Source organism: Desulfosarcina ovata subsp. ovata (genome assembly GCF_009689005.1).
Lineage (GTDB): Bacteria > Desulfobacterota > Desulfobacteria > Desulfobacterales > Desulfosarcinaceae > Desulfosarcina > Desulfosarcina ovata.
This window is the reverse complement of sequence record NZ_AP021879.1, coordinates 6,534,006-6,546,166: the sequence shown is the minus strand read 5'-3', so window position 1 is coordinate 6,546,166 and position 12,161 is coordinate 6,534,006. Positions and strand designations below refer to the sequence as shown.

Sequence of the window (12,161 nt, the reverse complement as noted above, 5' to 3'; positions counted from 1 at the left end):
TCAGGTGGCAGGTCACTCTTTCCACGCGGCCCCGCTTACTCCTCCAGGAGGGATACGTCCAGCCCCAGGCTCTGGAGTTCCTTGGTGAGCACCTTGAACGACTCGGGAATCCCCGGTTCCAGCACATTCTGGCCCTTGACGATCTTTTCGTACATGCGCGTCCGGCCGGCCATGTCATCGGACTTGACGGTCAGAAACTCCTGCAGGGCGTGTGCGGCCCCGTAAGCCTCCATGGCCCAGACTTCCATCTCTCCGAGCCGTTGACCGCCAAACTGGGCCTTGCCGCCAAGGGGCTGTTGGGTAACCAGTGAATAGGGCCCGATGGAGCGGGCATGGATCTTGTCATCGACCAGGTGATGAAGCTTGAGCATATACATCGTGCCGACGGTGATCTTCTCCTTAAACGCTTCGCCGGTATGGCCGTCGTAAAGCGTCGTCTGTCCGGTCGGGCTCAAATCGGCCTCAGACAACAGGGTTTTGATTTCCTCTTCCTTGGCCCCGTCGAATACCGGTGTTGCCATATGAACGCCATTTCTATAATGGCCGGCCAGGGCTACGACATCGGCGGCGTCCATGTTCTCCACATCACCGGCCGCCTCGCCGAAAATATTATTCAGTTTGCCGCGGATAGCATCGACCTGCTGCGCATCGAGCAGGGCATTGAGCTGGTCGCCCAACCCCTTGGCCGCAAGGCCCAGATGAATTTCGAGGATCTGGCCGACATTCATTCGAGAGGGTACGCCCAGCGGGTTGAGCACCATGTCCACGGTGCGCCCATCGGCAAAGTAGGGCATATCTTCGATGGGCAGGATTCGGGAAACCACGCCTTTGTTGCCGTGGCGACCGGCCATTTTGTCGCCAACGGAAAGTTTGCGTTTCATGGCCACATAGACCTTGACCATTTTGATCACGCCGGGGGGCAGTTCGTCGCCTTTCTCGAAATGCCCCAGCCGGTTTTCGAGCTCATTTTCGCAGCGATCGACCTGCTCACGGTAGATCTCGAGGACCTGATGGACCCGTTCGGTCAAATCCGGATCATCGAAAAACAGGCCTTCCAGATCGGCCACGGGGATTTCGGCCAGGCTCCCCGCCTCAATGGTGGCATTCTTGTTCAGATAGATCCGCTTGCCTTTCTTCAGTGGTGCCGCACACTGTTGTCCATCAAGCATTTTCTCCAACTGCGAGCGAACACTTTGACCGATGATTTTGATCTCGTCGTTTTTGTTTTTCTCCATGCCGGCTATTTCGGCCGCCTCGATCGCCAAGGTCCGCTCATCCTTTTCCACACCCCGACGAGAAAATATTTTGGCGTCAATAACGATGCCTTCGACACCCGGCGGCACCCGCAAAGAGGTATCCTTGACATCACCGGCCTTCTCTCCGAAAATCGCCCTGAGCAACTTTTCTTCCGGTGAAAGCTGGGTTTCCCCTTTGGGCGTGATCTTGCCCACCAGGATATCGCCCTGTTGGACTTCCGCACCCAGCCGAATGATTCCGCTGTCATCCAGGTTTTTCAGTGCTTCCTCACCGACGTTGGGGATGTCGCGGGTCACCTCTTCCTTGCCCAGTTTGGTATCCCTGGCAACCACCTCGAACTCTTCGATATGCACCGATGTATAGACGCCGTCCCGAACCAGGCGTTCGCTGACCAGGATGGAGTCTTCGAAGTTGTACCCTCCCCAAGGCATGAAGGCCACGGTAACGTTTTTGCCCAGGGCCAGTTCTCCCTGCTCGGTGGCAGGCCCGTCGGCAATGATTTCACCGGCCTTGACGAACTGGTGTTTCTTGACAATCGGACGCTGGTTGAAGCAGGTGTTCTGGTTGGAACGTACAAACTTAAGCAGGTTGTGGATGGACACCTGTTTGCCGGTGCGTTCGTCGGGCGTGGCATGTTTGAGAACGATCCGCGAAGCATCCACATCGACCACCTCGCCGTCCCGTTTGGCGACAATGGTAACACCGGAGTCTTTGGCCACCACGCCTTCAATGCCGGTGCCCACGAGCGGCGCCTCGGCCTTGATCAGGGGAACCGCCTGTCGCTGCATGTTCGACCCCATCAGTGCGCGGTTGGCGTCGTCATTTTCGAGGAAAGGAATCAGCGAGGCCGACACGCTGACCAGCTGATTGGGCGAAATATCCATCAACTCGATGCGTTCGCGGTCAACCATCATGAATTCACCGGCCACCCGCGAAGTGACCGTCGGATTGATGTAAACCGACGCATCATCAATGGGCGCATTCGCCTGGGCAATGGGGTGATCTTTTTCCTCAAAAGCACTGAGAAATCGCACGTCCTTGGATACGGTGGCGTTATCGACAACCCGGTAAGGGGTTTCGATAAACCCGAAATCGTTCACCTTCGCATAGGTGCTGAGGGACACGATAAGACCGATGTTGGGCCCTTCAGGGGTCTCGATGGGACAGATCCGGCCGTAGTGAGAAGGATGCACGTCGCGGACTTCGAAGCCGGCCCGTTCACGCGTCAGGCCGCCGGGGCCCAAGGCGCTGAGTCTTCGCTTATGCGTGGTTTCGGACAGTGGATTGGTTTTGTCCATGAACTGGCTGAGCTGACTGGTGCCGAAAAACTCCTTGACCACGGCAGAAACCGGCTTCGGATTGACCAGGTCATGGGGCATGAGGGCGTCGACCTCCTGCAGGCTCATCCGCTCCTTGATGGCGCGCTCCATCCGGACCAAACCGATACGGTACTGATTTTCGAGCAGCTCGCCCACGGCCCGGACCCGCCGGTTGCCCAGGTGGTCGATATCGTCGACCACACCCTGGGTATCCCTGAGTTCGATGAGCGTTTTGGCAGTTAGCAGGATATCCTCTTTGCGCAATGTTCTTACGTTGACCGGGGTTTCAATTCCCAGGCGCAGATTGATTTTAAGCCGCCCGACGCCGGACAAATCGTAGTAGGCGGATTTGAAAAACAGATGATCGAGAAAATCCTGGGCCACTTCCGGAGTGGCCGGGTTCCCAGGCCGTAGCAGGCGATAGATTTCAATCAGTGCCTCTTCCTTGGTGGCGACCTTGTCGAGCATCAGCGTCTTGCGGATGGAATCGCTGCTGGATGCCCCATCGATAAAAAGCAGTTCAAACTCCTGAATTCCGCCATCGGCGAGGCGCTTGAGCAGGGCTTCGTCGATCACGTCATTGGCGCTGGCGATCACTTCTCCGGATTCAGGGTCGCCAATAGCAAAAGCAACGGCCTTGTCGAGGACATCTTCCTGTTCAATGGGCACCCGCGTGAAATTGGAGGCCACCATCTGTCTGAGGGCGCGCTGGGTGAACATGCGGCCCTTCTTGACAAGCGCCTCTCCCGTGTTCGGGTCGAGGACATCCTTGCTGGCGCGGGTTCCTTTGAGCAGTTCGGGCGTGAATTCGCGATAGTAGGCCCCATCTTCAACGATAACTTTCTCTGTCTTGTAAAAATAGCTTAGCAAATCCTCTGTGGAGTAGCCAAAAGCTTTGAAGAGCACGGTAACCGGAAATTTCCGGCGGCGGTCAATGCGGATATAGACAATATCCTTGGGATCGATTTCAAGGTCAATCCACGAGCCACGAACCGGGATGATTCGCGAACTGTAGATAATTTTACCACTGGAGTGGCTTTTCCCCTTGTCATGGTCGAAAAAGACACCTGACGAGCGGTGCAGCTGGCTGACAACGACACGCTCGGTACCGTTGATGATAAACGTGCCCTTTGCCGTCATCAGCGGAATGGTACCAAAATAGATCTCCTGTTCTTTGATGTCCCGGATATTGGACACGCCCGTGTCCTTGTCGGTATCGTAAACCACAAGCCGCACCGTAATCCGGACGGGCAGCTCGTACGTCATGCCGCGGTGGACACACTCTTCTTCGCTGTGCTTGATCTCAGCAAATCGATAAGACACGAACTCGAGAGAGGCGCTTCCAGTAAAATCCTTAATCGGAAATACGGACTTGAAGACCGCCTGCAGACCGATATCCTCCCGCTTTTCTGGAGGAATGTCCATCTGCAGAAACCGCTGATAGGAGTCCCGCTGCATACCGATCAAATCAGGAATCTCCACGATTTTCTTAATTTTGCCGAAGCTTTTTCTGATTCTCTTGTTCGCCGTTGGTCTTTTCGACATGGCAACTCCGATAATATATTTAGGAATACGAAAATGGGATCAAAGGATGATCATCCTTTGCACCCCATTTTCATATTCAATGCTTTAAAATATAAATACTTAATATTTCTATATATTTTTGCGTTTTTGATACTAACGGGTTATTTGAGCTCAACCTGGGCGCCGGCCTCTTCGAGCTGAGCCTTGATCTTTTCTGCCTCATCCTTGGCCACGCCCTCTTTAACCGGTTTGGGGGCTTCGTCGACCAGGGCCTTGGCTTCCTTGAGGCCGAGACCGGTGATGGCGCGGACCTCTTTGATAACCGCAATCTTCTTGTCGCCGGCGGCGGTCAAGACAACGTCAAACTCGTTTTTCTCTTCTTCAGCCGCGGCACCACCACCTTCGCCGGTAGAGCCGGCAGCCATCATGGCCACCGGGGCGGCAGCGGAAACACCGAATTTCTCTTCCATCTCCTTGACCATCTCGGAGAGTTCGAGAACGGACATGTTAGCGATGAACTCGATTACATCTGCTTTGGTAATATCAGCCATTTGTATTTGTTCCTCCAAAATTGATATGGTTTTCAGTCATGCGATAATGTTTTGATAAATGGGGAGATCAGGCCTCGGCTTCCTTCTGGTCCTTGATGGCCTGGAGCACATTCAGCATACGCCGCGGCACATCGCTCAGGGCGGTGACCAGCGATGTCGGCACAGCATTCATCACCGAGAGCACCTTGGCCAGCATGACTTCCCGCGATGGTAGCGTTGATAGCGCCTTGATCGCATCTAAATCCAGCTCTTTCCCGTTGAGCACGCCGACCTTGATTTCGAATTTTTTGTTCTCTTTTACGAAATCGGCAAGTATTTTGGCCGGTGCGACAGGGTCAGTACTGCTCAGCGCGATGGCACTGGGGCCTTTGAAGTGATCTTTGATCAGCGCAACGTCGTTGCCTTCGGATGCACGGACCAGCAACGAATTTTTGACAACCTGATATTCGGCACCCGCCTCCCGCAGCTTTCTGCGCAGCGCATTCATCGACTCTACGTTGAGTCCCTTGTAATCCGTAAGAATGACAAGGGCCGCCTTTTCGAACCGGGCCTGGAGATCACTGGCGATCTGTTTTTTTGTGTTAATATCCAATGTTAGCTTACACCCCCTTCCTTAATCTGCAAAAACCGGAGGACACATAGTGGCGTTTTGGGTCAACGAAGTCCTTCTAAAACATCCGGATGGTAACAATGACGTATTGGGAAGGGCTTATCAAACACATAAACTCCGTCTCGGCAGGCCGGTGTAAACCGATTATACACGCGGCCTCGATTTTTGGACGAGGCCGGTGAACCTACGGTCTTTGACAGCGTAATGAAGCGGACCGTTATAGAGCCCGCAGTTATAATACTATCGCGTTTGATTCGAAGATAGCGATAACTTGCCTATTTGACAAGATCTTTTACTAATGTTGTGTCGATCTTGATTCCCGGTCCCATGGTCGTGGAGACGGCGATCCCTTTCAGGTAGGTGCCCTTGCTGGAAGAAGGTTTCAATTTCAAGATGGTTTCGAGAAATGCGGTAATATTCTCAACGATTTTCTGGGTGCCAAAGGAGACTTTGCCCATCGGTGCGTGAACGATACCCGCTTTCTCCACCCGGAACTCGATTTTGCCAGCTTTCAGTTCCTGCACGGTCTTGGCCACATCAAAGGTAACGGTGCCGGTTTTGGCGTTGGGCATCAAACCTCTTGGGCCCAACAGCCGGCCGATCTTTCCGACGGTTCCCATCATGTCTGGCGTGGCAATGGCCTTGTCGAAACCGAACCAGCCCTCCTTGATTTTATCCACGAGTTCTTCGTTACCAACGAATTCCGCACCGGCGTCTCTGGCTTCGGTCTCTTTTTCACCTTTGGCAAAAACGAGGACCTTGACTTCCTTGCCCAAACCATTGGGAAGCACGACAGTGCCACGGACCATCTGGTCGGCGTGACGAGGATCGACCCCGAGGCGCACGGCCACATCGACGGTTTCATCGAATTTTGCGTAGGAGGAAGAAATGGCGGTATCAATCGCTTCGTTGAAATCGTATCGCTTGGCAGAGTCGACCTTGATTGATGAATCTTTATATTTTTTACCACGCTTCGGCATTTTGTTGTTTACTCCTTGATATTGAATGGCTCAGCGCCCGCTTCTATCTCTGATCTGAACAAATCAGGCTTTGACCGAACGGCTATTGTACCTCAATTCCCATGCTTCTGGCGGTTCCCTGGATAATTTTACAGGCCGCAGCAAGATCATTGGCATTTAGATCAGCCATTTTCAGCTTGGCAATCTCTTCAACCTGAGCCATTGACACCTTGCCCACACGGTCGCGTTTCGGATCGCCGGCACCCTTGGCGATCTTGGCGGCTTTTTTCAGTAAAACAGCGGCGGGCGGAGTTTTGGTAATGAAGGTAAAGGAGCGGTCCTGGTAAACAGTAATAACCACGGGGATGATCATACCAGCGTCGTTGGCGGTCCGCGCATTAAACGCTTTACAAAAATCCATTATGTTAACACCGTGTTGTCCCAGAGCCGGACCGATGGGCGGAGACGGATTTGCCTTGCCTGCTTCGACTTGAAGCTTGATTTGAGCCATTACCTTTTTAGCCATTTTTCGATCGATTCCCTTGAAATTCTATTAATTTGATGATTGTAAAAACGAACTTCAGCCATTGACGCTAAAGCTTCATCACCTGGACAAAGTCGAGTTCCACCGGTGTCGAACGCCCAAATATACTGACCAGCACCTTGATCTTCCCTTTTTCGGGATTGACCTCTTCGACAGTGCCATTGAAATTGGTAAACGGGCCATCAATAACACGGATTTCGTCACCGGTTTCAAAGAAGTATTTGGGTTGCGGCTGGTTTTTGCCGGCCTCCATCCGGTTCAGGATGGCATCCGCCTCCTCATCCGATATGGGTGTCGGTTTCTCCCGACCGCCCAGAAAACCAGTAACTTTTGGGGTATTGTTCACGATGTGCCAGGTTTCATCGTCTAGATCCATTCGAACCAGCAGGTATCCCGGGTAAAACTTTCTCGAGGATGTGCGCCGCTTCCCCTTGACCAGTTCAACAATCTCCTCGGTAGGGACCAACACCTTGTCGAACTTGGAAGGATTGGGGGAGGTGGCGATCTTTTCGTCAAGTGACGCTTTCACCTTGTTCTCGAAACCGGAGTACACGTGAACGATATACCATTTTTTTGCCACTATGAAAGCTCCTGCGTTATTGCAATACGGCACGGATAAGGCCGGAAAGCCCAGCGTCGACAACACCGAGAAACAGCGATATAATGGTCACGATGACCAGCACCACCACCGTTGACCCCATGGTCTGCTTCTTTGACGGCCAAGTGACCTTTTTCAGCTCCACCTTGACTTCGCGGAGAAACTGGATCGATTTGTCGATGATGTTCTTTTCTTTGGCAACCGTGGGTTTGCTTGCCGGTGTATAGCTCTTTTTGGCTGCTGGTGGCGCACCCACCTGGACAGCAGGGGAATTCTGATCCCGGCCGACTTCATCCGCAGATTGCGTTTTTCTGATCTTTTTGGTCGAATCTTTTTTTCGAAGTAACCGTCCCATCTTACCCCGTTATCCTAAAAATAAGCGGATTGTTTTTATCACCGATTTTTTTAGCCCACTGCCGCATGAAATCTCAACGCAGTGGCAGGCCAGGAGGGATTCGAACCCCCAACACCCGGATTTGGAGTCCGATGCTCTACCAATTAGAGCTACTGGCCTGCATGGTTTCCGCTGCGCCATTTTCCGGTTGCCGCGTTATTTGGTCTCTTTGTGCGGCGTGTGCTTTTTGCAGAAGCGGCAATATTTGCTGAACTCCAGTTTGTCCGGCGTGGTCCGTTTATTTTTGGTTGTCGTGTAATTCCTGCGCTTACATTCCTGACAGGCCAGTGTTATGATCACTCTCACTTGGAGACACTCCTTGGAAGGCTATTCAATAATTTCGCTGACGACACCGGCGCCGACCGTACGACCGCCCTCACGGATGGCAAACCGAAGCTCTTTCTCCATGGCGATCGGCGTGATCAGCTCCGCCGTGATGGCCACGTTGTCACCGGGCATCACCATCTCAACACCCTCGGGAAGATTCAAAATCCCCGTCACGTCCGTGGTCCGGAAATAAAACTGCGGACGATAACCGTTGAAAAACGGGGTGTGACGGCCTCCTTCTTCCTTGCTCAGAATGTACGCCTCGGCTTTGAACTTCGTGTGCGGCGTAATCGATCCCGGTGCCGCCACCACCTGGCCGCGTTCGACTTCGTCACGCTTGGTGCCGCGCAGCAATACGCCGATGTTGTCCCCCGCCTGACCTTCATCAAGCAGCTTGCGGAACATCTCCACTCCGGTACATACCGTCTTGGCGGTTTCGCGGATACCAACGATCTCTACGTTGTCACCCACATGGATGATGCCGCGCTCCACACGGCCCGTTACCACGGTACCCCGGCCGGAAATGCTGAACACGTCTTCGATCGGCATCAAAAACGGTTTGTCCACGTCACGCTCCGGCTCCGGAATATAGCTGTCAATCGCATCCAGAAGCTCGAAAATGCACTTCGCTTCTTCCGCGTCCACACTGTCACTCTCCAGCGCCTTCAATGCGCTCCCCCGGATGATCGGCGTGTCGTCACCGGGAAACTCGTACTTGTCCAGAAGCTCCCGCAACTCCAGCTCCACCAGCTCGATCAGCTCTTCATCATCCACCATGTCGCATTTGTTCAAAAAGACGATGATCCGGGGAACACCCACCTGGCGGGCCAGAAGAATGTGCTCACGGGTCTGGGGCATCGGGCCGTCGTCGGCGCCCACCACCAGAATCGCTCCGTCCATCTGGGCGGCGCCGGTAATCATGTTCTTGATGTAGTCCGCATGGCCCGGGCAGTCCACGTGCGCGTAATGGCGAGTGGCCGTCTCGTACTCCACGTGGGCCGTGGCAATCGTGATCCCCCGCTCCTTCTCCTCGGGCGCCTTGTCAATCTCGTCGAACGGAATGAAATCCGCCATCCCACGCATCCCGCTCAGCTTGGTGATCGCTGCCGTCAGGGTCGTCTTGCCATGGTCGATATGCCCGATCGTACCTACGTTGACATGCGGCTTTGTCCTCTCAAATTTTTCCTTCGCCATCTTAAAACCTCCCATAACTGGACAATTTCTGGCTGTTTGTTTTTAACTCAATCGATTTAATAAATAAGGTGGAGCCCACGATCGGAATTGAACCGATGAACCTCTTCCTTACCAAGGAAGCGCTCTACCGACTGAGCTACGTGGGCTTTATAGGTACAACAAGATAAAGAACGATGAAATGGCAGGCCATGAAAAGATCGGCGTTTAAAAGCGATGGAGCGGGAGACGAGGCTCGAACTCGCGACATTCAGCTTGGAAGGCTGAAGCTCTACCAACTGAGCTACTCCCGCGTTCAAACACGGTCTACGCTAATATTAACGCGTCTCAATGCATCTCTTGCTACTGACCAGACAGCAGCGTCGCAAGCCATGTAGTTGAATATCGATCTTAAACTTTAGGATCTCCTACAAGCACTCACAAAAATGGTGGTGGGGGGAGGATTTGAACCTCCGAAGGCGTCGCCGACAGATTTACAGTCTGTTCCCTTTGACCACTCGGGAACCCCACCATGGATATCAGCTGTGACACTGGAGCCAGCGGAGGGATTCGAACCCCCGACCCACTGATTACAAATCAGTAGCTCTACCAACTGAGCTACGCTGGCGATACGGTTCTTAAAGAACAAATCAATCATACGCTTTCTAACAGACAAATGCAGTACGATGGATTGAAACGATGCCTTTTACACCCTCTCTTCCATATTTTCAAGGGGAAATTAAATTTTTCCTGTTTTTTTATTTTGACAGATGCCGATATTAAACTTGCTGCGGTTCTTCATCAGGAAATCTGCATACGAAAACGGCTGTTGTGAAATCACCCCTGCATTGCCGAATGTCGATCCCAAGTCGGCATATTGGCCTCGGCCACCTGGATTTCACCGACATCCGAACTTGACAAAATTGATTGCTAATGTTTAAGAGGCCTACAACCAAGCGGTTTTGCATCCATCAAATGTCCTTGTCCGCCACCCACGGCAACACCCGACAAAAGGATATCCCATTGTCTATTAAATATATTCACCGTTATGTATTCATGATCCTCTGGCTGCTGATCCTTGTCCAGGGGTGTGCCCACCCGACCGCGCGAAACGGCGATCCCGGTTCCCCGCCAGCCGTTCCGATGGTGGAACCGGGTGCCATCATCGACGACAACGGGAAAACCCCTCCCGCACCGCCGGCAATCATCGGTTCCGACGCCATGAACGCGGCCGGGGTTTCCGAGAACACGGGAGTGGCCACCAATCCAGTGGCTCATATGGGGGAAACCGACCTTAGTGACATTGCCGGTGGCGATGCAGCGCCGCCGATCCACACCGCCCAGCATAAGCTGGACGAGGCTCTCGACTTCTGCGATGCCGCCCAGGAATTCTGGCAGAACGGGGAATTGGAAAGCGCCCTGGAAGCGCTTGACAAGGCTTATTCGCTAATCCTCAACCTCGAGCCGGACAGCCCGGACAAGCTGATCCAGCAGAAAGAAGATCTCCGGTTTCTGATTTCCAAACGGATTCTTGAAATTTACGCATCGCGCAACATTGTTGTCAATGGAAACCACAATGCGATTCCCCGAGATCTCAACGCCAATGTCCAAAAAGAGATCAACTTTTTCACCAAAGGACCGGAAAAACGTTTTTTCATCGAGTCCTATCGTCGTTCCGGAAAATACCGTGACATGATCGTCAGCAAACTGGAGGCCGCCGGCCTGCCCACGGAACTGTCCTGGCTGCCGTTGATTGAAAGCGGTTTCAAGGTTCAGGCCCTTTCCCGGGCTCGGGCACTGGGACTCTGGCAGTTCATCCCTTCCACCGGTTACAAATTCGGTTTAAAGCGCAACCAGTACGTTGATGAACGCATCGACTTTGAAAAATCAACGGACGCAGCCATCGCCTATCTCAAGGAACTCCACGGGATTTTTGGCGACTGGGCGACCGTATTGGCCGCTTACAACTGTGGTGAAGGGCGGGTCCTGCACGTCATCCGGACACAAAACATCAACTACCTTGACGATTTCTGGGACCTCTACGGCCGTCTGCCCTACGAAACCGCCCGCTATGTTCCCCGTTTTCTGGCAACCCTGCACGTTATTGAGAATGCAGAAAAATACGGTCTTAACTGCATCGAACCCGACCCGGCCCTGGCCTTTGAAAAAGTGGACGTTCATCGCCGGGTCCACCTGAAGAACCTGGCGCCCGCACTGGGCCTGTCAGTGGAAACCCTCAAGGAATTGAACCCTGAACTTCGCTACAGCATTCTGCCTGACGCCAAGTATCCGTTGCGGGTGCCGGCAGGCCAGAAAGCGCTGGTGCTGGCAAGCATCGACAAGGTTCCGGTGTACACCCCTCCGACGCCGGCCTTCGCCTACCACCGCGTCCGAAAGGGCGAGACCCTCTCCTCCATCGCCAGACGATATGGGACCAGCGTCAAGCAGATCATGCGGGCCAATCGCCTGAGGCGCTCCGGCTATATCGTTGCCGGCCAGAGACTGAAGGTTCCCCGGCGGGGAACAACGGTCAGCGCGTCACGCGCGCCGGCAACGGCCAAGGTGTGGAACCGCAAGCATGTGGTCAAAAGCGGCGACTCCCTCTGGATCATTGCCAAGCGCTATGGCACGACGACCAAACGAATCCAGGAAATGAACAAGCTGAAAGGAACCATGCTGAGTATCCATCAGGTATTGAGGGTTCCCTCGGCAACGACGCGCACCTCACGATCAGCCAAACAATCCGAAACCTATTACGTGCAAAAAGGCGAAAGTCCTTATCTGATCGCCCGCAAATACAACATGTCCCTCAACCATTTCCTGAAGCTCAACAACCTGACCCCCCGCAGCACGATCTACCCGGGACAAAAGGTCATCGTTGACTAGCGAAACCGGATCCAATCGGTAT

At 53.5% G+C, this 12,161-nt stretch carries 10 protein-coding genes and 5 tRNA genes; 1 reads left to right on the top strand and 14 read right to left on the bottom strand.

Features of this window, described 5'->3' with window-relative positions; translation table 11 throughout:
• Window positions 1–35: 35 nt before the first annotated feature.
• The 14 genes from rpoB to GN112_RS28630 all read right to left on the bottom strand — a co-directional run bounded on the left by rpoB (window position 36) and on the right by GN112_RS28630 (window position 9,881).
• Window positions 36–4,121, bottom strand: a complete 4,086-nt coding sequence (gene rpoB / locus GN112_RS28695) for a DNA-directed RNA polymerase subunit beta (RefSeq protein ID WP_155313297.1) — start codon at window positions 4,119–4,121, stop codon at window positions 36–38.
• Window positions 4,122–4,261: 140 nt separating this feature from the next.
• Window positions 4,262–4,651: a 50S ribosomal protein L7/L12 gene (gene rplL / locus GN112_RS28690; RefSeq protein WP_155313296.1), complete on the bottom strand. Its 390-nt coding sequence runs from the start codon at window positions 4,649–4,651 to the stop codon at window positions 4,262–4,264.
• A 67-nt stretch (window positions 4,652–4,718) separates the two neighbouring features.
• Window positions 4,719–5,243, bottom strand: a complete 525-nt coding sequence (gene rplJ / locus GN112_RS28685; protein WP_155313295.1) for a 50S ribosomal protein L10 — start codon at window positions 5,241–5,243, stop codon at window positions 4,719–4,721.
• Window positions 5,244–5,536: 293 nt separating this feature from the next.
• Window positions 5,537–6,241: a 50S ribosomal protein L1 gene (gene rplA, locus GN112_RS28680; protein WP_155313294.1), complete on the bottom strand. Its 705-nt coding sequence runs from the start codon at window positions 6,239–6,241 to the stop codon at window positions 5,537–5,539.
• 82 nt (window positions 6,242–6,323) lie between these two features.
• On the bottom strand, window positions 6,324–6,746 hold the full coding sequence (rplK, locus tag GN112_RS28675) for a 50S ribosomal protein L11 (protein WP_155313293.1): 423 nt from the start codon (window positions 6,744–6,746) through the stop codon (window positions 6,324–6,326).
• Between the two features lie 67 nt (window positions 6,747–6,813).
• The gene (gene nusG, locus GN112_RS28670; RefSeq protein ID WP_155313292.1) at window positions 6,814–7,344 is read right to left on the bottom strand and encodes a transcription termination/antitermination protein NusG; all 531 of its coding nucleotides are present in this window, start codon (window positions 7,342–7,344) and stop codon (window positions 6,814–6,816) included.
• Between the two features lie 16 nt (window positions 7,345–7,360).
• Entirely contained in the window at window positions 7,361–7,717 is a 357-nt protein-coding gene (gene secE, locus GN112_RS28665) for a preprotein translocase subunit SecE (RefSeq protein ID WP_155313291.1), read from the bottom strand.
• Window positions 7,718–7,799: 82 nt separating this feature from the next.
• Window positions 7,800–7,876 (bottom strand) — tRNA-Trp (locus tag GN112_RS28660).
• 36 nt (window positions 7,877–7,912) lie between these two features.
• On the bottom strand, window positions 7,913–8,056 hold the full coding sequence (gene rpmG, locus GN112_RS28655; RefSeq protein ID WP_456236865.1) for a 50S ribosomal protein L33: 144 nt from the start codon (window positions 8,054–8,056) through the stop codon (window positions 7,913–7,915).
• Between the two features lie 27 nt (window positions 8,057–8,083).
• Entirely contained in the window at window positions 8,084–9,277 is a 1,194-nt protein-coding gene (gene tuf, locus GN112_RS28650; protein ID WP_155313290.1) for an elongation factor Tu, read from the bottom strand.
• Between the two features lie 69 nt (window positions 9,278–9,346).
• Window positions 9,347–9,423: transfer RNA gene (locus GN112_RS28645), tRNA-Thr, on the bottom strand.
• A 68-nt stretch (window positions 9,424–9,491) separates the two neighbouring features.
• Window positions 9,492–9,567: transfer RNA gene (locus GN112_RS28640), tRNA-Gly, on the bottom strand.
• 133 nt (window positions 9,568–9,700) lie between these two features.
• Window positions 9,701–9,785, bottom strand: a tRNA-Tyr gene (locus GN112_RS28635).
• Window positions 9,786–9,805: 20 nt separating this feature from the next.
• A tRNA-Thr gene (locus GN112_RS28630) sits at window positions 9,806–9,881 on the bottom strand.
• A 395-nt stretch (window positions 9,882–10,276) separates the two neighbouring features.
• Between GN112_RS28630 and GN112_RS28625 the strand changes: the two genes are divergently transcribed.
• A complete protein-coding gene (locus GN112_RS28625; protein WP_231717162.1) occupies window positions 10,277–12,139 on the top strand; it encodes a lytic transglycosylase in 1,863 nt (620 codons plus the stop codon).
• Window positions 12,140–12,161: the final 22 nt, after the last annotated feature.